The 25,978-nt window shown below is 64.7% G+C and carries 17 protein-coding genes; 5 read left to right on the top strand and 12 right to left on the bottom strand.

All coding sequences use genetic code 11. The features are described 5' to 3' along the window. Positions 1 to 28 precede the first annotated feature (28 nt). Together ACCQ16_RS09790 and ACCQ16_RS09795 are read left to right on the top strand one after the other, a co-directional pair. Entirely contained in the window at positions 29 to 988 is a 960-nt protein-coding gene (locus tag ACCQ16_RS09790) for a hypothetical protein (RefSeq protein ID WP_277573117.1), read from the top strand. Positions 989 to 1,059: 71 nt separating this feature from the next. Then, a protein-coding gene (locus ACCQ16_RS09795) for an IS3 family transposase (RefSeq protein WP_506175352.1) occupies positions 1,060 to 2,162 on the top strand; the annotation gives its coding sequence in 2 pieces (ribosomal slippage) (positions 1,060 to 1,318 and positions 1,318 to 2,162; 1,104 coding nt in all). 1,179 nt (positions 2,163 to 3,341) lie between these two features. On the opposite strand, the gene ACCQ16_RS09800 is transcribed toward ACCQ16_RS09795, so the two are convergent. After that, the gene (locus ACCQ16_RS09800) at positions 3,342 to 3,608 is read right to left on the bottom strand and encodes a transposase (RefSeq protein WP_008577942.1); all 267 of its coding nucleotides are present in this window, start codon (positions 3,606 to 3,608) and stop codon (positions 3,342 to 3,344) included. A 212-nt stretch (positions 3,609 to 3,820) separates the two neighbouring features. On the opposite strand from ACCQ16_RS09800, the gene ACCQ16_RS09805 reads away from it, so the two are divergent. The 3 genes from ACCQ16_RS09805 to ACCQ16_RS09815 are packed head-to-tail and all read left to right on the top strand — an operon-like array spanning position 3,821 to position 6,443. Beyond that, positions 3,821 to 4,849, top strand: coding sequence for a radical SAM/SPASM domain-containing protein (locus tag ACCQ16_RS09805; protein WP_033479457.1), 1,029 nt, complete (start codon positions 3,821 to 3,823; stop codon positions 4,847 to 4,849). Continuing rightward, positions 4,846 to 5,910 carry a hypothetical protein gene (locus ACCQ16_RS09810; RefSeq protein WP_277573116.1) on the top strand — a complete coding sequence of 355 codons (1,065 nt, stop codon included), beginning with the start codon at positions 4,846 to 4,848 and terminating at the stop codon, positions 5,908 to 5,910. The genes ACCQ16_RS09805 and ACCQ16_RS09810 overlap by 4 nt, the downstream gene beginning before the upstream one ends. Positions 5,911 to 5,924: 14 nt before the next feature. After that, entirely contained in the window at positions 5,925 to 6,443 is a 519-nt protein-coding gene (locus tag ACCQ16_RS09815) for a hypothetical protein (protein ID WP_127167191.1), read from the top strand. A gap of 597 nt (positions 6,444 to 7,040) precedes the next feature. On the opposite strand, the gene ACCQ16_RS09820 is transcribed toward ACCQ16_RS09815, so the two are convergent. From ACCQ16_RS09820 to ACCQ16_RS09870, 11 genes are all read right to left on the bottom strand, one after another. After that, a complete protein-coding gene (locus tag ACCQ16_RS09820; protein ID WP_014090101.1) occupies positions 7,041 to 8,699 on the bottom strand; it encodes a chemotaxis protein CheA in 1,659 nt (552 codons plus the stop codon). A 2-nt stretch (positions 8,700 to 8,701) separates the two neighbouring features. After that, entirely contained in the window at positions 8,702 to 9,328 is a 627-nt protein-coding gene (locus tag ACCQ16_RS09825; RefSeq protein WP_005918195.1) for a protein phosphatase CheZ, read from the bottom strand. Next, positions 9,328 to 9,720 carry a chemotaxis response regulator CheY gene (gene cheY / locus ACCQ16_RS09830; RefSeq protein WP_002813536.1) on the bottom strand — a complete coding sequence of 131 codons (393 nt, stop codon included), beginning with the start codon at positions 9,718 to 9,720 and terminating at the stop codon, positions 9,328 to 9,330. The genes ACCQ16_RS09825 and cheY overlap by 1 nt, the downstream gene beginning before the upstream one ends. Positions 9,721 to 9,755: 35 nt before the next feature. Next, the gene (locus ACCQ16_RS09835) at positions 9,756 to 10,523 is read right to left on the bottom strand and encodes an RNA polymerase sigma factor FliA (RefSeq protein WP_008576048.1); all 768 of its coding nucleotides are present in this window, start codon (positions 10,521 to 10,523) and stop codon (positions 9,756 to 9,758) included. Further along, on the bottom strand, positions 10,520 to 11,404 hold the full coding sequence (locus ACCQ16_RS09840; RefSeq protein WP_005918202.1) for a MinD/ParA family protein: 885 nt from the start codon (positions 11,402 to 11,404) through the stop codon (positions 10,520 to 10,522). The genes ACCQ16_RS09835 and ACCQ16_RS09840 overlap by 4 nt, the downstream gene beginning before the upstream one ends. Beyond that, positions 11,391 to 13,091 (bottom strand): flagellar biosynthesis GTPase FlhF, encoded by a 1,701-nt coding sequence (gene flhF / locus ACCQ16_RS09845; RefSeq protein ID WP_277573114.1) that lies wholly within the window; start codon positions 13,089 to 13,091, stop codon positions 11,391 to 11,393. Before flhF ends, ACCQ16_RS09840 begins: the two co-directional genes overlap by 14 nt. Before the next feature lie 673 nt (positions 13,092 to 13,764). Continuing rightward, on the bottom strand, positions 13,765 to 15,837 hold the full coding sequence (gene flhA, locus ACCQ16_RS09850; RefSeq protein ID WP_029828960.1) for a flagellar biosynthesis protein FlhA: 2,073 nt from the start codon (positions 15,835 to 15,837) through the stop codon (positions 13,765 to 13,767). A gap of 17 nt (positions 15,838 to 15,854) precedes the next feature. Next, positions 15,855 to 16,985: a flagellar biosynthesis protein FlhB gene (gene flhB, locus ACCQ16_RS09855; RefSeq protein WP_005917698.1), complete on the bottom strand. Its 1,131-nt coding sequence runs from the start codon at positions 16,983 to 16,985 to the stop codon at positions 15,855 to 15,857. Positions 16,986 to 17,180: 195 nt separating this feature from the next. Next, positions 17,181 to 19,268, bottom strand: a complete 2,088-nt coding sequence (locus ACCQ16_RS09860) for a putative bifunctional diguanylate cyclase/phosphodiesterase (RefSeq protein ID WP_209262017.1) — start codon at positions 19,266 to 19,268, stop codon at positions 17,181 to 17,183. A gap of 270 nt (positions 19,269 to 19,538) precedes the next feature. Next, positions 19,539 to 22,460, bottom strand: a complete 2,922-nt coding sequence (locus ACCQ16_RS09865) for a diguanylate cyclase (RefSeq protein ID WP_277573113.1) — start codon at positions 22,458 to 22,460, stop codon at positions 19,539 to 19,541. Positions 22,461 to 22,839: 379 nt separating this feature from the next. Beyond that, entirely contained in the window at positions 22,840 to 25,791 is a 2,952-nt protein-coding gene (locus ACCQ16_RS09870) for a diguanylate cyclase domain-containing protein (protein ID WP_008572482.1), read from the bottom strand. Positions 25,792 to 25,978 lie beyond the last annotated feature (187 nt).

Below are 25,978 nucleotides of genomic sequence, written 5' to 3' on the forward strand. Positions count from 1 at the left end.
GCTTTAAACGAAACCTAAGGAGGTACCAATGTCATCGTTTCCAGCAAGAGCAGTCGAGATATGGAGGTCATCACAAGCGGAAGTAATCGCCCCAATACACGGAGTTTTCTCCTTCGAAGTCCTCCAAACTTTGATGGTTCCACAGACTTTGCAGTTCCTAGCCGAATGCGCAAATCACCCGCTAAGTGGCGTGGGCGAAATCTCATCCGCGTTCCTGAAGGGCATGCGCCACTTCGATCAGGGTAGGCCTGCGCTCCTTTTCTGGAAGCAATTCCGAGATCATGAAGAGTTGTTCTCGTCCGATCCCGAGGTCCTTTCCGAGGCGATTCGGCAACTTGAAGTCCATACGGACATCAATCTCACCTTTGGCCGAGTCACCTACTTAGCCGATATCGGGCGCGGCCCGGAATTGCCATTGTGGATATTGTCGAGACTTCCATTCACCAGGGGAGTTGCGTTCGAAATCGACGAGCGTGGTGCCACCGCAGCATCACTAGGGGACGGCGATTTCGAAATGTCGGATAAAGCCAAGGTGGCGCAACAGCATTACTCCACCGGCATGTCCCTGCTCGCAGGAGAGGACTCAATCTCAGGTCTCGTTGATGCTGCTTTTATGCAGTTCTATCTCGCAACAGAGGCGATTCTTGAACGGCATGAGAAGGACAAGGCACTTGAAGCAGGCGCTCAGATATTCGGCGTCGAGTTCGACGCGAATCTTCAGTCGATCGTGTCTCATTTGTACCTAGCGCGTCACCGCTTCTTTGGCCACGCGCATCCCAAGTACCTTAAGGGGCTTCTGGACACCGACACTGCATTTGATATTGCGAAGCAGACTCTTGTGGCTCGATGGTGCGCGAGGCGCCTAATGGAGCTTGAGCTAAAACGATCATTGGTCAAGCGAGAAATGAGGCTGTACGCCGGGCCTCAACAGTCAGTAGCGTTCTATGGAGATGCCACCTATCTCAAGTCTGACTTCACTCTGCCGTGATTGCGACGCCCCCCCGATTTTGAGTAGCACCTCAGTTTGGAGTCCAATTCCCTAACTCGAGGAGATTGGACGTGAAGAAGCGTTTTTCTGAAGAACAGATCATCGGCTTCCTGCGCGAAGCTGATGCCGGTGTGGCGATCAAGGACCTGTGGCGGCGGCATGGCTTCAGCGAGGCTTCCTATTATCTGTGGCGCAGCAAGTTCGGCGGGATGAGCGTGCCCGATGCCAAGCGGCTCAAGGACCTTGAGTCCGAGAACGCGCGGCTGAAGAAGTTGCTGGCCGAGCAGCTGTTCGAGAACGACCTGATCAAGGATGCACTGCGAAAAAAGTGGTGAGCGCACCGGCGCGTCGCATGCTGGTGCGCGAGTGGATCGGGCGTGGTGCCAGCGAGCGTCGTGCGTTGGCAGTGATCGGCATGAGCGCCAGTGCGCTGCGATATTGCCCGCGCGAAGATCGCAACGTCGAACTGCGCGAACGCATCTGTGCGTTGGCGCATCGCCATCGCCGTTATGGTGTGGGGATGATCTATCTCAAATTACGACAGGAAGGACGCATCGTGAACTACAAGCGTGTGGAGCGGTTGTACCGCGAGCAGCAGCTGCAGGTCCGGCGCCGCAAGCGCAAAAAGGTGCTGATAGGAGAGCGTCAGCCGCTGCTGCGGCCATCGCAGGCCAATCAGGTGTGGTCGATGGATTTCGTGTTCGACCGCAGCGCCGAAGGCCGAGTGATCAAGTGTCTGGTGATCGTGGACGATGCAACCCACGAAGCGATCGCCATCGAGGTGGAGCGCGCAATCTCGGGCCATGGCGTGACACGCGTGCTGGATCGGCTGGCGCACAGTCGCGGCTTGCCACAGGTGATCCGCACAGATAACGGCAAGGAGTTTTGCGGCAAAGCGATGGTGGCCTGGGCACATGCGCGTGGCGTGCAGTTACGGCTGATCCAGCCTGGCAAGCCAAACCAGAACGCCTACGTCGAATCGTTCAATGGCCGGCTGCGCGACGAATGCCTCAACGAGCACTGGTTCCCAACCCTGCTGCATGCGCGTACCGAGATCGAACGCTGGCGACGCGAATACAACGAGGAGCGACCCAAGAAGGCCATTGGCGGCATGACGCCATCTGCGTATGCCCAACAGCTGGCCAACACCGATATCATCAACCCCGGACTCTAAACCCGGCCGCTACTCAGAGCGGGGGGACGTCGATTGCGAGCAATCCGCGCGCCCGCGAGGACGGATGCATGTTCGGCAGAGAGATTAGAAATAACGGTTCCAAGAAATAACGGTTCCAGGTTCAGTTCCACGGCAGCCTGACCGTCGCCAAACCATCGCGCCGATGCCTGCGCGCATAGCGTCATAGGTCGGCAGCGATGCTGGTAGTGAAACGACAACGGCCGCGCGAGGCGGCCGTTGTCATCAAATTCAGCATAACGGTTCCAGGTTCACTTCTTTCAGCGAGTCCGACTGAGCACCGCATCGCTGGCGACGGATTCAACTCTGGATCGCAACACCAAAGGGTGTGAAGTGGTCCAGAAGACCTGACCTGAGCGACTTCACAGCCGAGTGGAGTTGCCCATGTCATCCAGCCGCCTGGACCTTTCAGCGTGCGGCAGCTGGCATCAAAGAAGAACCCAAATCCCTGCCATCTGAAATAACAGTTCCAGGTTCACTCCCAATGTAGCATGGCCGTCGCCAAACCATCGCGCCCATGCCTGCGCGCGTAGCGACATAGATCGACAGCGATGCTGTTAGTGAAACGACAACGGCCGCAGTACGCGGCCGTTGTCGTTAGATCAGGCAGCCGGGATCGTCTGATGATTCTCGATTCCCGAAATAACAGTTCCAGGTTCACTTCCACTGCAGCCTGGCCGTCGCCAGGTCATGCGCCCGACCATGATTGGGTCAGGTGCACTTATCAGGCGACGGCGCTCGGCTTGCGTGGCCCTTATGGAAGCGCCAGCGGCGCACACAGCCGCGCGAGAACCACCAGCATGTATCGACACGCCAGACCGCGTACTTGCAATCTAGGCCCAAGTAATGTCGAAACTCTTCACGTAGCGGTACCCACCTCCGTCAAGCCGGTGGGTCTTTTGTGCCTGCATCCTGCAGGTAAAGGCCGACGCAATGCTTGCATCGGGAGGCTGCGCACCAGGACGAAAATCCGCCAGAAACCATAGCGGACCCGGACGGCTGCAATCTCTTCGATCCGTCGAATCAGTGGCGCGTCATCATTATCCCGAGGCTGGTAATACCAAGTCGATCGACTCTGCTTGACGACCGCGCAGGCTCCACGAATGCCAACGCGATGCCGGTCAATCAGATGGACCACGTGCGTTTTGCGCTGCGCGGGCCTCAAAGCTTTTCTGACATCACGTCCTGCAACATCACGTTGTCCAGGCTCAGATCGGCCTCGAGCTGCTTGAGCTTGCGGTTCTCTTCCTCAAGCTGGCCTAGCCGGCGCAGTTTGGCGACGCCGAGCCCGCCGAACTTCTTGCGCCACGCATAGAACGTGGGCTTGGCTGATGCCCATCTTGCGGTAGATCTCATCGAACGTGGTGCGATCTCGGCCTGCTTCAGGGCGAACGCGATCTGCGCTTCGGTGAACTTCGACTTCTTCATGGCGACGGGCCTCCTTGGGCCTGAGTGTCGCCGAATTTTCTGGTTCGGGCCGGCCCAAATTATATGGATTAGGTCAGTCGACGTATTACCGCAACTTGCAGAAGGAAGCCGACGCGAACCTTAAAACCCTTTGACCGCTTGAGTCTGCACTGATAGTGTCGGCAAGCCACGGTTAAGCTCGCTTTTTAAGAAGCAAAACTTAAGGAGATCACATGGATTTGTGCTCAACGCTGCTACCAAAGACACTTACCTTCATCACAACGTACCGTTGCACAGCAGCCTGCACACAGTGCTGCTTCGAATCCAGCCCCAATGTTAAAGGGCGTCTCAGTCGCGACGAAATGATGCAAGCCCTTCACGATGTGAAGGACAGCTTCCCATCACTGCGCGTGGTGGTATTCACCGGGGGCGAAGCCACGCTGTTAAAGGACGACTTAATAGCCGTGATTGCAGAAGCTGCCTCGCTCGATTTGGTTACGCGAATTGTTTCCAATGGTTCTTGGGGCAAGACCAAGGCCTCTGCCACACGGATGGCCGGAAAACTGGCCGGCGCTGGGCTACGCGAACTGAACATTAGTACCGGTAAGGACCATCAAGAGTGGGTGCCGCACGAATCGGTTGTCAATGCCGCGGAAGCAGCCTTCAATGCGGGCGTGCTGACCTTATTGACGGTTGAGGCGGACACAGCAGAAAGCGATAAGTTGTCTGCTCTTGCGCGCGATCCAACTGTAAAGAGTCTCCGTGACAGGGGCCTACTGTTGCAATCGAACAGCTGGATGTCGTTCATTGCCAAGGGGGAGGAGCGCGAGCACGTTCTGCATACCGGACGCCGCGCAACGCCTTGCGAGCAAATCCACAACAATATCGCCATCACACCCTATGGAGAGGTGTCCGCCTGCTGTGGCTTGACCTTGGAGCACATCCCCGAAATGAAGTTGGGAACGATGGCCGAAGGTGTGTCCAACATCTACCTCCGTCAATATGACGACTTTATGAAGTACTGGCTGCGCATGGATGGGCCTGCGGAGATCGTGCGTAAGGTCATGGGAATAGAGCGCGCTGATCAATTGCTAGCCGGGTCGGTGCACATATGCCATGACTGTGCGGTATTGCATAAGAACCCGGAGATCCGCGAAAAGATCTCCGCCACCTATGAGCAGTTCGTACCGGAAGTGATGAGTCGCTATGCCTTGGCATCAGCGGTCGATCAAATCGTGGAAAAGCAGGGAGCGCAACGATGAAGCGACGCAAGTTCATTGAATCAAGCTTGGCAGCAGGTGCAGTCGCATCGTCCTCTGGTGGTGTCGTGGCTGCTGATCAAGCTATGCGTGTATTTGGTCAGCCTGCTAGCCTAACCGGCGGCACCGCTAACAGCGCTGCCACGAAGATGCTGCTTCCGCTCTCCCGTGGCGGTATGCCGACCGAAGGTTGGGACAGGTGGTCGAAGTTGACGGCCGCAGTAGTCGAAATGTTCTCTGATCCTTCGCAGCGAAGAGCCTTCAACAACAACCCGCATAAATTCTTGGCCAACCTTGGTTACGACAGCAGCGCGATGGAGGCACCAACCCTAGCATTGCTTGTTGCGTTGTCTGATCCGCTGGTGCAGAGCGCAGCGCTCGAAAAGGATTATATTTCGCTGCTCAATTACCTGCATGTGGCCGGCGCACTCGAAAAGCCCAAGTCGGACGTCCTGACCCAGCAAATGTCCAAGGTGCTGTCCAGCAACCTTGCGATAATCAGAGATACGTTAGGTTTAGCACCCGACGCGCCGCTTGATGCCGAGACTGTTAAGCGTTTCGTGGGTGCGTCAGCTTCAGTGCCGACCGCTGCGGATCTCGCTGCCATTGGCAATATTGCCCAGTTGGTCCGCGTGGCGCCCGGGCAGGCGGTTGCGGGCGCGATTGCTGCAGTTGTGGCTGCCGTGGAGGCGGCGGTGGGCGTGCAAGTGGTGGCTGTGCTATTCAATTACGTCACGTTCGTTACGCATACTTCAGTGACGGGAGCAACGCCATCGCCGGGACAGCCACAAACATCGCAGTCAATGTCAACTGGAATATTCACGGGGCAGATGAGTAGGCTCGACCCGGATATTTGCGACAGTTGTACCGTGGCGCAGCGTGCCGCTGCAATGCTTGGCGCGCCTGAGTTGTACTCAGAGCATGCCAAGCTGGTCATTCACAACGAGGTGGCGTCTTTTCTGCGCGCCATGCAGCAGGTTGGATTGATTGGCTTCGAGGAATCGTCATTCGAGACGATAGTGGATGCCGTGCATCAATACGGCATGCGTACCATTACAGCTTAAATAGGAAGTCAGCTATGAACTGTGACATCCCGCTGCACTTGGCCAATGGGAAAACATACTTAAGTATTTTTGGCCCATTCGTGTTCGCTCTGGCTTTCGTTGCGTTTCTCTACTTTGCTGGCAAGGCCCCGACACCGCTGAAGAAGGGGGCTCTTGTGATCGTTGTCTTGGCCAATGTAGCGATAGCCGGTTTCTTGGTCTGGCAAGCTAGGAGCGCACGCGTGAGCATCAGTGGGAATGCCCTCATGCTGCGGGCCGGGACGGATAGTGTCGTTGTGCCATTGGGCGCCTTGCGTTGGGACGAAGCAGCAGACGCTAGCGCTATGCGCTTTCCCTTCCGTAAGGCGGGGACCGGCCTTCCCGGGATGCACGTCGGTTGGTTCCGTCGAGAGGGAGGCGGCGATGCCTTCCTGCTGCGCTCTTCGGAGCCCGCTACGCTTATCCCAACCACTAAGCAATTCGATGTGGTCATTCCTACCACCGCTTACGAACAAGCGCGCAAATGCGTTTATGACCATAAAACGGCTGAATAGTTGACTCTGTTCGCCGGTGGAACGGCTCATCCCTTTGAAAAGTAGCTGGTTAGGGACGATGTGTGCCTACAGGCAAATGGTTGCGGATATAGCCAGTGATGTAGGTCATGACGACTTGCACTCCAGCTGTCGTGGTCAAGTTTTGGTGGACAGCGCGATAGGTGATTTCAGGTAGTGGCTTTCTAGTAGTCGGCGGGTGATCGGTTGCCGAGCGCGGAGTGCAGCCGGAAGGTGTTATAGGAAATAGCAGTTCCAGGTTCACTTCCACGCAGCATTGGCGTCACCAAACCATCGCGCCCATGCCTGCCACACGGCGGTATGGGCGCACGATCCGGCTCTCGGATCATCTGCATTACCTTCAGGTTGAAGGCGTTATCGACGTCTGGAGTTTTTACCCGGTGCGGGGCTCGTCGAGGAGGATCACCCCATCGAGGTGTCTACGAGCATTAGACCAGCACACCAACTTACCGGCGCGCGCAGCAATGCTGCTAGTGAAACGACAACGGCCGCAGTACGCGGCCGTTGTCGTTGGATCAGGCAGCCAGGATCGTCTTGACGATTCCCGATTCCCGATTCCCGATTCCCGAATCCCGAACCTCAATGATCGCTGGAGCGCAATCCATCCACATCCAGGATCAGCGCCATGCGGCCGTCGCCGATCAGGGTGGCGCCGGCGTAGCCGGGCAGGCCGCGCAGGGCGCGGGGGAGTGGTTTGATCACCACTTCCTCGCGGCCGCGGACCTGGTCCACCACCAGGCCGAAGCGGGTTTCGCCGGCCTGCAGCAACACCACGGTCAGCAGCGGCGGTTGTTCGGCCGGTACGCCCAGCCAGCGGCGCAGGTCGATCAGGGGCAGGGTGTGCGAGCGGCGGTCCAGCACGGCGCGGCCGTCGAACCAGCCCAGCGAGGTTTGCGGTGCATGCAGCACTTCCACCACGCGCGCCAGCGGCAATGCGTAGACCGCTTCGCCGGCCTGCACCAGCAGGGTCGGCAGAATCGCCAGCGTCAACGGCACGCGGATCATGAAGCGGCTGCCGCGGCCCAGTTCAGACTGGATCTGGATCTGCCCGCTGAGTTCGCGGATACGCGACTGCACCACGTCCATGCCCACGCCACGGCCGGAGATGTCGGTGACTTCCACCTTGGTCGAGAAGCCCGGCATGAAGATCAGATGCAAGCACTCGTCGGTGCTCAGGCGCGCGGCGGCTTCGGCGTCGATCAGGCCCTTGTTGCGGGCGATTTCGCGCAGGCGCTCCGGGTCGATGCCGGCGCCGTCGTCCTGGATTTCGATGCTGACGTAGTCGCCTTCCTGCTGCGCCGACAGGCGCACATGGCCGCTGCGCGGTTTGCCGGTGGCTTCGCGCAGGGCAGGCGATTCGATGCCGTGGTCGATTGCGTTGCGCACCAGGTGCACTAACGGGTCGGCCAGGGCTTCGACCAGATTACGATCGAGCTCGGTTTCGGCGCCGATCAGTTCCAGCTCCACTTCCTTGGACAGGGTGCGCGCGACGTCGCGGGCCACCTTGGGGAAGCGCGCGAACACCTTGCTGACCGGCTGCATGCGGGTGCGCATGACCGCGGTCTGCAGGCGTGCGGTGGCGATGTCCAGGGTGCTGACCGCGCGGTCCAGTTCTTCGTCGCGCAGGCGGGTGCGCAAGGTCTTCAGCCGGTTGCGCGAGAGCACCAGTTCGCCGATCAGGTTGACGATGGCGTCCAGGCGCTTGGTGTCCACGCGCACGGTCTGTTCGGCTTCGGCGCCGCTCTTGGCCGCGCCCTTGCCGGCCGCCTTGGGGGCGGGCGCATGCGCATCGTCGCCGTGTGCGGCGGCAACCGGCTTGGCCGCGGCCGCCTGCGGCGCGGCCTTGACCGCCGGCGGGGCGCTCTTGGCGTCGAACTGCGCGATCAACGTGGCCGGTGCGTGCGGCACGGCTTCGCCCGAGCCCATGGCATCCAGCATGGCCTGCAGATAATCCAGCGATTGTTGCGCGGCATCGAAGTGATGCGCCTGCAGCACCGCCTGGCCCGAGCGCGCCATGCCCAGGGTTTCTTCAGCGGCGTGGCACAGCTCCACCATGGGCTTGATCGCCAGAAAGCCGGCGCCGCCCTTGAGCGTGTGGAAGCCGCGGAACACCGCGTTGAGCTGGTCGGCTTCTTCTGGCGCCTGTTCCAGCGAGACCAACTGTTCGCCGAGGCGATCCAGGATTTCCTGGGCCTCGACGATGAAATCGGCAGCAATATCGTCTGGAACAGCACTCATGGTTACAGCCCCAATCCGGACAGCAGGTCGTCGGCATCGTCCTGCGACACCGCGTGACGGTCCAGGCCCTTGACTGCAGGACCGGCAAGACCGCCGTCGTCTTTCTTCGGTTCGATGTTCTTCGGCGGCAGGCCGAGCGCACCGAAGCCTTCATGCACGCGCCGCACGATACCGGCCACGCGCCGGATGATCTGGCCGCTCAGGTCCTGGTAGCTCTGCGCCAGCGACAGCTCGGTCAGGTTGTGGCGCATCTTTTCCAGCAGCGCGCCCTGGTCCTGATTGAGCCCGCCGTTGCGCAGCTGGTTGGCTAGCTCGCGGCATTCTTCGACCAGATCCAGCGTGCGATGGCTGGCCTTTTCGGTCATTTCCACCACGTGGTCCAGACGCGAACAGGCATCGTCCAGTTCGCCGGCTTCTTCGGGGATGGTGGGCAGCTCGCCCAGCGCCTGGCCGAGTTCGCGGGCGAGCCGGCTCAGGCTCTGCATCATCGGGCGCGTGCGCAGGGCGGCGAGATGATCCACCTCGCGACGCCAGGCGACCTGGTCACCGCTTTCCAGTGCATCGAGTGCGTTCTGCAGGCGCTCGATCAACGCGGCACGTTCGGCATCGGTTTCCATGGTCGCGTTCATCAGGCGGTCGCCGCCAGACGTTCGAACACCTTGCCCAACTTTTCTTCCAGCGTCTGGGCGGTAAACGGCTTGATGATGTAGCCGTTCACGCCGCACTGGGCCGCTTCGATGATCTGCTCGCGCTTGGCTTCGGCGGTCACCATCATCACCGGCAGGTGCTTGAGCTTGGCGTCGGCGCGGATGTTGCGCAGCAGGTCGATGCCGGTCATGCCGGGCATGTTCCAGTCGGTGACCACGAAATCGAACGGGCCGGCACGCAACGCCGCCAGGGCGCTGTTGCCGTCTTCGGCCTCTGCGGTGTTGGTGAAGCCGAGATCGCCCAACAGATTCTTGACGATACGTCGCATCGTCGAGAAGTCGTCCACGATCAGGATCCGCATGTTCTTGTTCACATCAAGCTCCTAACACGAAAAATTACGCGAAAAATTCAGTCGTCGACTTCGACGCCGGCATCGGCCAGTTCGAAGACTTTGAGGCGGCCACGCAAACGCACCACCGCCTGGCCATGGATCTGGCACACGCGCGATTCGCTGACGCCCAGCACGGCGCCGATTTCCTTCAGGTTCAATTCCTGTTCGTAGTACAGCGACAGCACCAGCTGCTCGCGCTCGGGCAATTGGCCGATGGCCTTGCCCAGCTCGCGGCCGAATTCGCCGCGCTCCATCATCTGCTGCGGGTTGGGGCCACCCTTGGCGGTGGTGTCCAGCTCGCCGTGATCTTCGATGCGCGATTCCAGGCTCAGCACCTGGCCACGTGCGGCATCTTCCATCAGACGCAGGTAATCGGGCAGCGGCATTTCCATCGCGGCGGCCACTTCGGTGGCGGCGGCGGCGCGGCCGGTGTTCTGTTCGATCTTGCGCACGGCGGCGGCAGCGTCGCGGGCGCGGCGGTGCACCGAACGCGGCACCCAGTCGCCCCTGCGAATCTCGTCGATCATCGAGCCGCGGATGCGGATCGAGGCATAGGTTTCGAACGAAGCGCCCTGTTCGGAGTCGTAGCTGCGCGAGGCTTCGATCAGGCCGATCATGCCGGCCTGGATCAGGTCGTCCACTTCCACGCTGGCCGGCAGGCGCGCCGCCAGATGGTGGGCGATGCGGCGGACCAGGTCGGCGTGCTGGGTCACCACGTCGTTGGCGTTGTTGCGCTGCACGGCGCGGTACTGCGCGCTGGCCGTGGTTGCGGTAGCGGTGCTCATGCGGCCACTCCCCGTTGGATGATGCGTTCGACAAAGAACTCGACGTTGCCGCGCGGCACGGTCGGGGCCTGCCAGCGCGAGGTACGGCGTGCGATTTCGGCGATGGCCTGCGCCGACGGACTGGCGGGGTAGGCCTTGATGACCGGTTGCTGGCGCTGCACCGACAGGCGCAGCCAGTCGTCCTGCGGCACATGGCCGAGATAGTTCAGCGACACATCGCCGAGGAACTTTTCGCACACGCGCGAGAGCTTGTCGTACAGCAAGCGACCTTCGTTGGGGTCGCGCACCATGTTGGCGATGATCTGCAGGCGGTCCACGCCGCGTTCGCGCGAGAGCACCTTGATCAGCGCGTAGGCGTCGGTGATCGAGGCCGGCTCGTCGCAGACCACCACCACGGTGTCCTGGGCGGCCTGGCAGAAGGTCAGCACGCTGTCGGTGATGCCGGCGGCGGTATCGATGACCATCACGTCCAGGTCGCGTTCCAGTTCGGAGAACACGTTGACCAGGCCGATGTGTTGGGCCGGGGCCAGTTCGGCCATGTGGCGGCGACCGGAGGCGGCCGGCACCACCAGCACGCCGCCGGGGCCTTCGATGATGACTTCATCGAGCGTGCAACGGCCGGCAATCAGGTCGGCCAGGGTGTACTTGGGCGCCAGGCCCAGCACCACGTCCAGGTTGGCCAGGCCGAGGTCGGCGTCCAGCAGCAGCGTGCGTTTGCCCATGTCGGCAAGCGCCACGGCCAGGTTGGCGGAGATGTTGGTTTTCCCCACGCCGCCCTTGCCACCGGTCACGGCAATGGTGCGCACCGGGCCCAAAGGCTCGGGACGGGTCGCCGACAGGGGGAAGGCGTTGGTCAGCTTGGCGTATTCACGCGACTGCATGGTTGTGCTCCGGAGTACAGGGCTTATCGGCAGCGCGCCGCAAATCTTCAAGGCGAAGAACGAGACTGGCGGCATTGGCGCGGTGCAGGTCGTCGGGGACCCGCTGTCCGTCAGTCACCCAGGTGATGGGCATCTGGTGGTCGACCACCACCGACAAGGCGCTGCCGAAGCGGCCGGTCTCGTCGAGTTTGGTCAGCACCACGCCTTGGGGCTTGGCGTGGGCGAAGCGACGTACGACCTCGTCGAGGTCGGAAAAATGGGCGTTGGCGGGCAGTACCAGCAGCGAGGTGACCTGCTGGGCGGCGCGCAGCCAGTTCAGCTGGGCGGCCAGGGCGCGGTCGCGCTGGCCCATGCCGGCGGTGTCGATCAGCACCAGCTTGTAGTCGCGCAGGCGCTCGAGCAGGTCCAGCAGGCTTTCGGCGCTGTCGGCCTCGTGCACCGCGATGCCGAGCTGGCGGCCGTAGCTGTGCAGCTGTTCGCGGCCGCCCACGCGCTGGGTGTCGGTGGTGACCAGGGCCACGTCGCGCGGGGCGTGCTGGGCGGCGAAGCGCTGGGCGAGCTTGGCGATGGTGGTGGTCTTGCCGGCGCCGGTCGGCCCGACCAGGGCGATGACGCCGCCACGTTCCAGCGGGTCGACCGGGGCCACCGGCAGCCGCTTGGACAGCAGGCCCAGCATCAGGCCGCGGCCACGGTGCAATTCGGTATCGGCCGGGATCTGCAGGGCGATATCGCGGGTCAGGCCGGCGTCGAAGCCGTAGTCGTCCATCAGTTCCAGCGCCTGGGCGCGCACCGGCGAGCCACGCAGGCGCTCGTCGGTGAGGCGGTTCATTTCGCGCTCGATCATCTGCCGCATCAGCGCCAGCTCACCGCGCAGTTGCTTGAGTTCTTCGTCGTTCTGCGGGATCGGCGCGGCCGCCACCGGCACTGCGGCCAGCGCAGCGGGGGCGGGCGGGGCGACCACGATCGGCGGCAGCGCGGCCGGCGGCAGGATCTGCGGAAGGGCGTCGTCCAGATCGAAGTCGGCTTCATCGGCGAAGGCGTCGTCGTCCTGGCCTGCGGCAGCAAACGCCGGGGCGGTGACCGTTGCCGCCGCGACCGGCGCGGACGCCTGCACCGCCGTGGCCGGGACGGCCGGGCGCTGCACCGGGGCCGTGGTCAAAAAGTCGGCGAACAACTGTTCCGGCACGGCCGACAGCGCGTGTTCCTGGCGCGGCGCGGCGGTGACGGCAACCGCGTGGGCGAGTGCCTGGGCAGCGGGCGAAGGGATGCTGGCGGTACGCACCGGCGCGGCGACCGGCGCCTGGCGCGGCACGCTGACCGGCTGGCGCAGCGCCATGGCGGCAATCATGTCGTCGGCGGCGCTGGCGACGCGCTGGCGCTGGCTTGCTTCGGTGTCGGCAGACGGCTTGAGCAGGGCGTGCACCGGTGCCGAGGGCTTGGCCGGGGCTTGCGGGGCAGGCGCCGGCTGAGCGGGAGCCTGCTGGTGCTGTGCGGGGGCCGGGGTGTCGGAGCGCGCGGTTTCCAGGGCGCGCTGCACGAGCTCTTCGTCGTAATTGCTGGCAGCGACGATCTCGATGCCTTCGGCGGTGCGACGGTTGGACAGGATCACCGCGTCCGGGCCGTGTTCTTCACGCACCATGCGGAATGCGGTGCGCATGTCCGGGGCGACAAAGCGTTTGATTTTCATACGAAGTGCCTCCAGGAACGGGACCCGCCGGACGCCGGACGGGTGTGCGATGAATGTGGGTGTGTTGCCAGCGTCATGAGTTGCCTGTCCCGTTCGTTCGTCCAGTTCCGCAGCGGTGGTGCTGGCTGTGGTCTCGGCAGAGCTAATGCATGCGGTGTGCCAAAACGCGGTGCCAGCGTTCCGGCGCGTGGCGCCGGAGCATCAGGGCGGGGTGGGTGCTGTGCGTCTGGCCCGGTTGGAAGGTGTCAAGTCACTGAATTGATTGATGTTTTTCCGGGGCGGTACGGCGCTGGCGTCTTTCTGCGGACCGCTGCACTCGCAGGCCGGACGTCCGGCCGGGCGCATCGGGAACGCCTCGCAGCAGCCAGCGCCATGCAATCGATTGGAGATCCGGGCCGGTGGCGGCTTTCCGACGCCGGGTGCGGTGGTCGGTTGCGGCAGGTATCCATCGCTGGCTGGCATGTCGGCCGGGCGCGGGAACGGCTTGGTAGGAGCGCACTTGGGCGCGACGGGCTGTCCGGTAAAGGCGGTCGCGCCCAGGTGTGCTCCTACGGCGGTGTTGGCGTGGGTGGCATGTTTCCGGATCGCCTTGGATGTCGTAGGAGCGCACCCGGGCGCGACGGGCCGTCCCGGCAAGCCCGGCGGGCGATGGGTGCGTTGTTGCTGGACGGTCTCAGCTGATCGTGCCGACCAGCTTCAAGCGCTTGTCTTCCGGCACTTCGCTGTAGGCCAGCACCGACAGGCTGGGCACGCTGTGGCGCACCAGGCGGGCCAGTGCGGCGCGCACCTGGCCGGGCACCAGCACCACCGCCGGTTCGTTGCGGGCTTCCTGCTTGCCCACGCAATCGGCCAGGCTCTGGTGCAGGCGTTCGGCCAGCCCGGGCTCTAGCGCCACGCCGTTGCCGTGGGTGGATTCCTGCAGGACGCGCTCCAGCTGCGGGGCCAGGGTGAACACCGGCAGCTCGGCCGACATGCCGGCGATTTCCTGCACGATGAAGCGGCCCAGCGAGGTACGCACCGCGGCGGTGAGGGTGGCCGGGTCCTGGCTATGCGGGGCGTGTTCGACCAGCGCTTCGACAATCTTGCGCAGTTGCCGTACCGGAATCTTCTCGATCAGCAGGTTCTGCAGCACGCGCACCACCACCGACAGCGGCAGTGCCTTCGGGGTGAGGTCTTCGACCATCTTCGGCGCGGTCTTGGCCAGCGTGGCCAGCAACTGCTGCACTTCTTCATGGCCGAGCAGTTCGGGCGCATGCTCGCGGATCAGGTGCGACAGGTGGGTGGCGACCACGGTCGCCGGGTCGACCACGGTGTAGCCCATCGATTCGGCATAGGCGCGCTGGTGCGGCTGGATCCAGGTGGCGTCCAGGCCGAATGCCGGGTCCTTGCCGGGGATGCCGTCGAGCTGGCCGAGCGCACCGCCCGGGTCCAGTGCCAGTTCGCGATCGGAATAGATTTCTGCGGTGGCCACCGGCACGCCATGCACCAGTAGCCGGTAGGCATTGGCCGACAGTTCCAGGTTGTCGCGGATATGCACCGGCGGCACCAGAAACCCGATGTCCTGGGTGAGCTTGCGGCGCACGCCCTTGATGCGCGCCATCAGTTCGCCGCCCTGGTTCTTGTCCACCAGCGGGATCAGCCGGTAGCCCACTTCCAGGCCCAGCGGGTCGATCGGGCGCAGCTCGTCCCAGCTCAGCTCGGCGCTGGCCTGGGCGGCGGTCGCCGCGGCCGCCGCCTGCGGATCGGCCGCCGGATCGCCGGACGCCGGCTTTGCGAGGCTGCGCTTGTACAGCTTCCAGGCGATCACGCCCAGGACCAGGCCCAGCGTCAAAAACGCGACGTTCGGCATGCCGGGCACCAGGCCGACCAGGCCGAGGATGGCCGCAGCCACCGCCAAGGCGCGGTGCTGGCCGAACACCTGGCTGACCATGGCCCCGCGCATGTCCTGCGCACGCGAGGCGCGGGTCACCAGCAAGGCGACCGAAGACGAAACCAGCAGGGCCGGCAGCTGCGCCACCAGGCCGTCGCCGATGGACAGCAACGTGTAGGTGGAGGCGGCATCCATGAAGCTCATGCCGTGCTGGAGCATGCCCACCGCCATGCCGCCGATGAGGTTGATGAACAGGATCAGGATGGCGGCGATGGCGTCGCCGCGGATGAACTTGTTGGCACCGTCCATCGCACCGTAGAAGTCGGCTTCCTCGCGCACTTCCTCGCGGCGGGCCTTGGCCTCCTCGCGCGTCAGCAAACCGGCGTTGAGGTCGGCGTCGATGGCCATCTGCTTGCCGGGCATGGCGTCCAGGATGAAGCGCGCGGTCACTTCCGACACGCGTCCGGCACCCTTGGTGATGACCACGAAGTTGATGATGGTCAGGATCGCGAACACCACGATACCCACGGCGTAATTGCCGCCGATCACGAACTGGCCGAAGGCCTCGATGACCTTGCCGGCGGCGGCGTGACCGTCCTGGCCGTTGATCAGGATCACGCGGCTGGAGGCGACGTTCAGCGCCAGCCGCAGCATCGTGGTCATCAACAGCACGATCGGGAAAATGGTGAATTCCAGCGGGCGCTGCACGTACACCACCGCCAGCAGCACCATCAGCGAGATGGCGATGTTGAAGGTGAACAGCGCATCCAGCACCGGCGCGGCCAGCGGCACCATCAGCATGGCCAGCATGGCCATCAACGCCAGCGGGGCGCCCAGGCCGTTGCGCAGCAGCTCCATCACGCGGCGGGCGTTCATGGGGGCGGGGCGGGCGCTCATGCGTTGGCTCCCTTGCCGAACTCATCCACCTCAAGCGACGGCAGTTCCGGCATCGGGCCGCCGTTCCAGCCACGCAGCTGGTAGACGTAGGAGAGCACCTGGGCCACGACCGAATAGAGTCTCACGGGAATTTCCTTGCCGATTTGCGCTTCCCTATACAAGGCGCGTGCCAAAGGCGGGGCGGTGACGATCGCCACCCGGTGCTGTTCGCCGGCTTCGCGGATGCGGAAGGCCATTTCGTCCACCCCCTTGGCCACCACGATCGGGGCGCGCATCTTGCCGCCTTCGTACTTGAGCGCCACCGCGTAGTGGGTTGGATTCATCAGCACCACGTCGGCCTTGGGCACCGCTTCCATCATCTGGCGCTGCGACATCTGCATCTGCATCTGGCGGATGCGGCCCTTCACTTCCGGGCTGCCCTCGCTTTCCTTCATCTCGCGCTTGATCTCTTCGCGCGTCATCTTCAGCTTCCGCAGCCAGTTCCACTTCTGGTACGGCGCGTCGATGGCGGCCAGCAGCACCAGCGCGCCAGCGGTGTAGAACAGCAGGCTCTTGGTGAAGTCCAGCCCGTTGCCGATGGCCTGTTCCAGCGGCTGGTTCACCAGCGAGCGCAGACCGTGCAGGCCCTTGGAAATGCAGAAGCTGGCGGCCAGCCCGACAAATAGCAGGCGCAGCACCGACTTGATCAGCTCGGCCAGGCTGTTGCTGCCCCACATACGCTTGATCCCGTTGGCGGGGTTGAGCTTGCTGAGATCGGGCATGATGGCTTTTCCGGAAAAGCGCAGGCCGCTCATCATCAGCGGGCCGGCCAGCCCGGCAGCCAGGCAGATGCCGATCAGCGGCAGCATCACCCACAGCAACTGCAGCAGCAGATCGCCGAAATGGCCGAACAGCGCCATCGGGGTCTCGCGCAGCTTCGGGTCCGGGCTGAGCGCGGTCTTCATCCACACCGCAGCGCCATCGCCGATGCCGCGGGCCAGCACCATCAGCGCGAATACGCCGGCACCGAACACCGCTGCGGTCGACAACTCGCGCGATTGCGGGATGTTGCCCTGCTCACGGGCCTCGCGTAGGCGTTTTTCGGTGGGAAGCTCTGTACGCTCGCCGCCGTCTTCGGACTCGGACATGGAGGTGCCGGTGGGGGATTAATCCAACCGATGCAAGCGGCGTTCCAGTTTGTGGAGCTGGGAATCGGGAATCGGGAATCGGGAATCGGGAATCGGGATTCGGGATTCGGGATTCGGGATTCGGGATTCGGGATTCGGAAAAGCGGTGGCTGCGGGTTGCACCGTAGGCCAGACGCCGGGGCTGCAGCGAGCGGCTCAGCTGGCCAGGCGGCGCGGGCCGTCGCGCTGGGCGACCACGGTGGCGATGAAGCGTTCGGCGTCCATCGGCCGGCCCAGCAGATAGCCTTGCAGCTGGTCGCAGCCCAGCCGTTCCAGGGTGTTGCGCTGGGCGAGGGTTTCCACGCCTTCGGCCACCACTTGCAGGCGCATGGTGTGCGCCAGCGCGACCACGGCCGCCACGATGGCGATGTCTTCGGCGCTGCCGTCCATGGCCTGGACGAAACTGCGGTCGATCTTGAGCTCGTGCGCCGGCAGCTTGCGCAGGTAGAGCAGGTTGGAATAGCCGGTGCCGAAGTCGTCGATGGCAATGCGCACGCCCAGCGCGTTGAGCTGGCCCAGGGTGCGCAGGCAGGCCTCGGCGTCGCGCATGGCCATGGTTTCGGTGATTTCCAGGGTGAGCTGGCCAGGGGCCAGCGCATATTCGCTCAGCGTGGTGGCCACTTCGTCCAGCAGGCTGGGCGAGGCCAGCTGGAGGGCCGACAGGTTGACCGCCACCCGCCAGTCGCCGTGCCCAGCCTGCCGCCAGTCGCGCATCTGGCGGCAGGCCTGCCGCAGCACCCAGCTGCCGAGCAGGCCGATCATGCCGCTGCGTTCGGCCAGCGGAATGAAGCTGTCCGGCGGCACCAGGCCGCGCTCGGGGTGCTGCCAGCGGATCAGCGCTTCGGCGCCGATCGGGCGGCCGTCCTCGGCGCAGTACTTGGGCTGGTAATGCAGCACGAACTGCCCCAGTTCCAGCGCGCGCGGCAGTTCCTGCAGCAGTTGCAGGCGGTCGCGGGTGGTGGCCGTCATCGAGCGTTCGAAAAAGCTGTAGCGGTTGCGGCCGGCATGTTTGGCATGGGTCATTGCCGCATCGGCATGCGTCAGCAGCTGGTGCTCGCTACCGGCGTCTTCCGGGTACAGCGCAATGCCAATGCTGCTGCTCAGGCGCAGCTCGTGGTTGGCCACCAGGAAAGGCACCGCCAGCGCCTGCACCAGGTGCGCGGCCAGCGCAGCGGCATCTTCCGGGTCGGCGATGTCGGCCACCAGCACGAATTCGTCTGCGCCCAGCCGCGCCAGGCTGCCATGCGCGCGCCGGTGCGCGTTCAAGCGCTCGGCCACCACCACCAGCAGGCGGTCGCCCAACGCATGACCATAGCCGTCGTTGATCACCTTGAACCCGTCCAGGTTGATCAGCATCACCGCAAAGCGCTGCCCCTGGCGCTGGGCGCGTTCGATGTTCTGCACGAGATGCTCGTGCAGCAGGATGCGGTTCGGCAGCCGGGTGAGTGGGTCGTGCAGCGTGGCCAGTGCCAGTTCGGCATTGGCCTTGGCCAGCGACTGCGCCAGCACATCGGTGCGCTGCTGAAAGCGGCGCGACAGCAACGAAATGACCAGCGCCAGCATCAGCAGGACCAAGGTCACCAGCACCACCACCGCCGTCAGCCACGACAACGGCAAATGCGTATCGGCCACCGCGCCACACACGCTACCGGGCGCGAACCGGGCGGCGGCCATGCCGGTGTAATGCATGCCCACGATCGCCACGCCCATGATCGAGGCGGCGATCAGGCGCAGGCTGGAGCGCTGCCCATCGTGTCGCAGCCGGAACGCGATCCACAACGCGGCGGCAGAGGCGCCGATGGCGATGGCGATCGACAGCCCGAACAGCAGCGGGTCGTAGCGAATGGCCGGCACCATGCGCAGCGCATCCATGCCCATGTAATGCATCAGCGCAATGCCCAGTCCCATCAACAGCGCGCCCAGGCCCAACCGAAGCGACGGCAGGTCCGCGCGTGAGGTCAGCCAGAGCGCCAGCGCCGAGGTCAGGATCGCCGCCAGCATCGAATAGCACGTCAGCGCCAGGTCGTAGCCGACCGGAATCGGCAGGCGAAACGCCAGCATGCCGACGAAGTGCATCGACCAGATGCCGATGCCCATGGCAATGGCGCCGCCCACCAGCCACGCGGCTGCGATGCCGCCACGACTGGCAGTGGTGCGTGCGGCCAGATACAGCGCGGTGTAGGAAGCCAGCACGGCCACTACCAGCGACAGCATCACCATGCCAGGGTTGTAGGTTCCGACCACCTATCCACTTCCCACGTCGAAAGACGCGTTGCCCAAGACCTAGCGACCCCTTGGCCGACTTCTTGAGCGCGGGGAAGCGGCCAAGGCCATCAACCCAGCGTTGCCGCCAGAGACGGCACGCTCGAAGGTCCTGCGGCCGCCCTGCGTGCGCTGTCGGCGTACCCAATCACGGCATGGTCGCGCATCGACTGCCGGCGCGCCGTGGCTTGCCGATGAGACGCGTGCGCTGCCTGCCTGCGCGTGCCCGCCGGGCCTGGCCGCCTGCGCGGCTCATGCCACCGAACTTTCCGGTTCCTCCGGCTCGATCCGGTTACGGCCGGAGCGCTTGGCCCGATACAGCGCCTCGTCCGCACGCGCCAGCAGCGAGGCGGCGGTGTCGCCGACACGGAACCAGGACACGCCCACCGAACAGGTCACCTGCAGCGGGCGTGCGGCGCCCACCTCGTAGGGCGCAATGCTGAGCGCTTCGTGGATGGCGCGCAGCCGGTGCTGGCTCTGTTGGCTCATGCCTGGCAGCAACAGCAGCAATTCTTCGCCGCCGTAGCGGCCCACCTTGTCCGAATCGCGCAGGCAGGCGGTCAGCCGCGCGCCCACCTTGGCCAGCACCGCATCGCCGACCAGGTGCCCATGTTCGTCGTTGACCTGTTTGAAGTGGTCCAGATCGATCAACACCACCGCCAGCGGATGCTCGCCGTGCGCGCAGCCCTGCAGTTCTTCGGCCATCGCTTCCAGGATGCCGGAGCGGTTGAGCAGGCCGGTCAGCGCGTCGTGGCTGGCCTTCAAGGCCAGCGCCGCACGTGCGTTTTCCAGTTCGCGTTTTTCGCGCTCCAGCTGGTATGTGCGCTCGGACACCAATTCGGCCAGCATGCGTTCGCGCGCCACCAGATGGCGGTGCCGCCAGCGCCACAGGCCGATCAGCAGGCCGCCGCCGATCAACACATACAGCGCGATCGCCGGCGGGCTGCGCCACCACAGTGGCGCGACCGCGAAGGGCAGGTCGGCGATCGGCGAGGCGGTGCGACGGTAGCGGTCCAGCACCTGTACCTGCAGGCGGAAGTGCCCGGAAGGCAGCGGTGGCTGGTCGATGGACAGGTTGTCGCTCTGGATCCATTGGTCATGCAGGCCGAGCAGGCGATAACGCACCGTCAGGCGGCTGGGGTCGTCGTAGACCTCCATCGTCGACAGCTCGATGTGCAACGGTTTGTCGCTCCAGCCCAGCAGCTGCCCGCGCTGCACCGGCATGCCGCCGCGGCTGACGCTGTCGATGCGCACGCTGGGTTGGCGTTCGTCGAACAGGCGCGCCGGGTCGCTCACGTGGCTCACCCCGCGTGCGGTGCCGATCCACACCGAACCGTCCGGATCTTCGGCAAACGCGGCCTCGGAAACGTCATCCCAGATCAGCCCCTGCGACTGCGACAGATGCGCCCAGCGCTCGCCGTCGTAGACCTCGACGCCGCGCGCATGACCCACCCAGACCCGGCCTAAGCTGTCGCTGCGCAGCAGGTACACGCCGACATCGCGCAGCGCCTCGTCGCTGATTTCCTGCAGGTCCAGGCCGTCGTGCAACAACATGCCGTGCCACAGGCCGGGGCGATAGAACGCCAGCCACACCTCACCGCTGTCGCTGATATGGAACTTGGCGATCCATGGCTCCGGCGCGCCGCCGTTGACCTTGACCCTGACCTTGGACCACCGCCCATCGCGCAGCTGGAACAAGCCGTTGGAGCTGGAAACCCACAGCGTGCCGTCGGCGGTTTGCTGGATGTCGGTGTAGGCGATGGCGGGCACATCGGCCACGGCCTGCATGCTGCCGCCGTCGAGCGGGTGTTCGATCACGAACAAGCCGCCGGCGCTGAGCATCCACAGCCGGCTCTGGCGGTCGATCAGCAGGCGACGCGCAGTGCGCGGCAACTTGGCGATCTGCGCGCTGCGCCCATCCGGCCAGGTGCGGCGCAGGAAACCGGCCGAATTGAGCGTCCACAAGCTGCCGTCTGCGCTGCGCTGCATGCCCACGACCTGGATCCCGGCGCTTTGCAGGGCCGGGACGAAGCGCTTGTCCGGCTCGGCCTGGCGGCCGATGCCGTGCTCGTTGCCGACCAGCAGTGCGCCTTGCGTGTCGCGGGCGATCGACCAGGTCGGCGCGGCCGGCATGCCTTGCGAGGCGTCCCAGTTTTCGATCCATTCGTAGCCGGCCCAGCGCACCAGACCTTCGCCGTCCACGGTCATCCAGATATCGCCATCGCGGTCCACCAGGATCGCGTCGCTGCTGCCGGGCGGTAGCCCATTGTCCGCGCCAAAAGTGCGCCAGTGGCCGTTTTCCCAACGCGCCAGGCCGTCGTTACGACGCACCAGCACGCGTCCTTCGCTGTCCATCACCAGTGCCGCCGGCCGCCCGACCGTGCTGCCATCCAGCAGCGGCAGCGAGCGAACACTGAAGGCACTCGCCCCGCGTGCGCGATAGAGCAGGGTGCCCGCACCGCGCACCCACAGCCCGCCGTCGTGGTCGCGCAACACGCTGTACCACCGGTCGTCCGGCACCCCGTGTTCGGGTCCGAATACCTGCACCTTGCGCTGCGCATCGATGGCGCACAGCTTGCGTGCGCAGCCCACCCACAGCGTGTCGCCGTCCACCGACAGGCTCAGCGACTTGGACAACTCGGGAACGCGTACGCGGGTTGCGGTGTCCAGCAACGGTTGGCTGTGCCAGCGATCGTTGGCGCGGCCCTGCAGGATTTCCAGCGTGCCGCCATTGGCCAGCACCGTGCCCCAGGGCAGGCTGGCGAGCTGCATCTGGTCCCCCAGGTGCTCGGCTTCATCGGGCTGCAGTTTGCGCAAGCCGTGCTCGTCGCCGACGAACAGGGCCTGGAAGCCGGCCACCCACAACCGCCCATCGGCGGTTTCGGCGATCGAGGTGGTGGGCTCGTTGCGCAGGCCATCCAGCGGCACCTGTTGGAAGATGCGCCCGTTGTAGCGATACAGCCCGCTCTCGGTGCACACCCACAGCAAGGTGGCGCGGGTCTGCAGCAGGCAGGTACCGGCAAGCCCGAGCAGGCCCTGGTCGTGGGCATAGCGGCGGATGCTGGCGCTTTGCGCACCGGCCAGGTCGGCCAACGACAGCAATGCCAACAGCACCACGACGGCAAACGGTGCACGCCGGTGCGACGACCTCCATTGGCGGTGCTCAAACCCCACGGACGTTGCAGTCTCCCACGCATCGGCAATGCGGTCCGCGCCCCTCGCGCGGTGTCTCAGGCTTGCCTTGGCAGCCCCCCGTTGCAGGCCGCATTGGAATCACTAGCGGCTGCCGACGCGTAATCCTTTAATGCTTCAGCGAGCACGACGGCGTGAGGAACTGGCATACGCGGCTGGTTGCTGGCGTGTTGTAGGACGCAGGTCACACGGGTGCGCAAGCGCGATTCACCTGTCGTCCCTGCCGGGCTTTGCACGGCGCGGTACTGGGCGGGCGCAGGCTTGCGCTTGACCAGGCGTTGCAATCGATTGTCGGCGCTTGTGCGTCTCCGGCGTGCGGGTCGAACGGGTGCAACGCGCGGCAAGCTCAGCTGCGCTGCCGTCACACCTGATCGAACGTATCCAGCGGCACGTGGTCGTAATCGACGCGATTGCGGCCACTGCGCTTGGCCCTGTACAGCGCCGCATCGGCGCGAGCCAGCAGTTGCTCGAGCGTTTCGCCACGCTGGAACCAGGCCACGCCAACCGAACAGGTGACATGCAGCCAGCCGCCATCGATGGGGTAGTCGCCGCAGATGCCGTGGTGCAGGGCGTCCAGCCGATGGGTGGCATCCAGGTTCAGGCCTGGCAGCAGCGCCAGCAATTCTTCGCCGCCGTAACGGCCGATGCGGTCGTCGCCGCGCATCAGCGTGTCCATGCGGCGGCCGACCCCGGCCAGGACGGCGTCGCCGGCCAGATGGCCATGCTGGTCGTTGACCAGTTTGAAGTGGTCCAGGTCGATCAACACCACCGCCAGCGGACGCCCGGTGTGTTCGGCGTGCAGCAGCATCTCGCGCAACGCGGCCAGGATGCCGGCGCGGTTGAGCAGGCCGGTGAGTTCGTCGTGGGTGGCCTTGAGCGAGAGTTCGGCGCGCGCCGCTTCCAGATCGCGCTTGTCCTGTTCCAGCTCGGCGGTGCGCTTGGCCACCAGTTGCTCCAGTTCGCGCTTGCGTCGCAGCAGTTTGGCGGTGCGCCAACGCAGCAGCGCGATCACCGCCGCGATGCTCAGCAGCACGTACCCGACAATCGCCGGAACGCCCCGCCACCACGGTGGCACCAGCTCGAACCCGAAGCGGGTGATCGGGCTGCTGCTGCGCTGGTAGGCATCCATTGCCTGCACTTCCAGCGTGTAACTGCCTGGCGGCAGCAGCGGGTAGGTCAGGTGGCTGAGCGAGGTGCTGGTCCAACTGGCCTGATGGCCTTCGACCCGGTACCGGAAGCTGATGCGGTCCGGGCCGCCTTCCGCCCCCGGGGTGCTGAGCTCCACATCCAGCGGCACCTGCGACCACTCCACCCGGGATTGCGGCAGCAGCGGTTGGCTGCCGCGGCGCACATGCAGGATGTCCACCCGCAGCGGCGGTGCGGCGAACAGGCGCATCGGATCCAGCAGGTGGGTCAGGCCACGGCTGCTGCCGAGCCAGACGCTGCCATCGGTGTCTTCGAAAAATGCATTGGCCGACATGTCGTCCCACAACAGCCCTTCCGTGCGCGTGGCCCGCGACCAACGACCGTTCTGGTACACATCCAGGCCCTGGCTGCTGCCCAGCCACAGCCGGCCCTTGCTGTCGTGGCGCAGGATGAAGGGCATCACCCGCGCCACCAGCGGGTCGTCCACGGCGGCAAGCGTCAGCACGCCGTCGGCCTGCAGCCGGCCATGCCACAGCCCGGTATCGCGCAGCGACAGCCAGACCTCGCCATCGGCGCTGAAATCGAGCAGGAAGAAATCCTGGCTGGGCAGGTCGCCGCGCACCTGCACGCGCTGCCAGTTGCCGTCTTTTGCCTGCAGGAACAGGCCTTCGCGCGTGCTGGCCCACAGCCGCCCCTGCGGATCCAGGTCGATATCGCCCACGAAGGCTGCCGGCAGGGCCGTTTCGCGCTCGGCCCGCAGCGGCGTGCCGCGCTGTACGCGGTACAGCCCACGCGGGGTGGTGATCCACAAGGTGCCGGCCGTATCGAACATCAGCCTGTTGATCGGCAGGTCGAGCTGCAGCACATCGGTGGTCTTGCCGCTGCGCGGGTCGCGCCGCGCCACGGCTCCGGACGAGCGCGCCACCCAGGCCGCACCATCGTCCGGCGACAGTGCAATGGAAATGGATTGCAGCAGGGGTTGGCCGTTCTCCAGCGTCCACGGCTGCATGCGCCCGCTACGCGGATCGAGCATATTGGAACCGGCATCGCCACCGACCAACAGCTCACCGCTGGGCAGTCGCTGGCTCACCCAGGTCGGCGCTTCGGCCAGCCCCTGGCTTTCGTCCCAGTGTTCGACGGTGCCGTAGCCCAGCCAGCGCTGCACACCCAGGCCGCGCGTGCCGATCCACAGGTGGCCGGTGCTCTGCATCATCAACGGGCCAACCATGGGGCTGATCTGCAGCCCCTGGCTTTGGCCGAAGTAGCGCCAGTGGTCGCCTTCCCAGCGCACCAGGCCGCGGTCCGAACGCGTCAGCAGGCGGCCCTGCGCGTCTTCCGACAGCGTCGTGGCACCGGAGAGGGTGTTGAACCGGGTGCCCGCCGGCGCCGGACGATTGCGGAACACGCGCTCGCCGGCAGCGCGTGAGAGCACCAGCCCGCCCCCACGCAACCACAAGGTGCCCAGGTGATCGCGAAAGATCGCGCGCCATTGCCGTTCGGGCACGCCATCGTCCTCGGACAGCAGGGTGATCCTGCCGCCGGCATCGATCCGGCAGACGTGCTGGCCGCAACTGGCCCATAACGCGGTTCCATCGGCCAGCAAGGCCCTGCCGGCCGGCAAGAGGCGTCCATCGTCCATCTGCAAGGGCAGGGGGTTGACCGACCAGCCGCCTGCGGCATTGGGCGACACCCGCAGCAGGCTGTTTTCGCTGACCACCACCACGCCATCGGCGTAGGCGGCAACGACATTGCCGCTGTCGGCACGGATCGGCTTGCCCTCGCGCAGCACCTGCACGAAGTCGTTGCCCTCGCGCACGAACAGGCCATTGGCGCTGGACACCCACAGACGTCCGGCCGCATCCAGCCCGAGCGCGCGGATATAGCGCGCATCCAGCCCGCTCTCCTTGCCGACCGGGGTGAAGTGTTCGCGTTCGAAACGGTGTAGCGCCAGCTCGGTGCCGACCCAGACCACGCCCTGGCGATCTTCGAGCAGGCTGTTGACGGTCATGCCCTGCAGGCCATCGGCCTGGGCGTAATCGCGGAAGCTGTAGGTTTGCGCCCAACTTGTGCCGCAGATCAGCACCGCCGCCAGCAACAGCCATGCCCTTGCACGCAGGCGAGCGCCTTGCAATCGCATCGGGGCCAACAGCGCAGGCACAGTAAGCATCGATTCCCGTGGGATGGGTAAGTGTTGGACGACGATACGCAGCGTCAATCGTGTAGGGGCTTTAACGGCTGCGCGGCCAGAAACTTGAGGCGTGTCACGGTTTGGAAGGGTGCAGGCGGGGCGGCCCCGTCGCAGTGGCGGCGGCGCCGGCAAGTTGGCGGCCTGCTGTGCTTGCAGTGGTCGGCCA

This window comes from Xanthomonas sp. NCPPB 1062, from assembly GCF_041481705.2.
GTDB classification, from domain to species: domain Bacteria; phylum Pseudomonadota; class Gammaproteobacteria; order Xanthomonadales; family Xanthomonadaceae; genus Xanthomonas; species Xanthomonas euvesicatoria.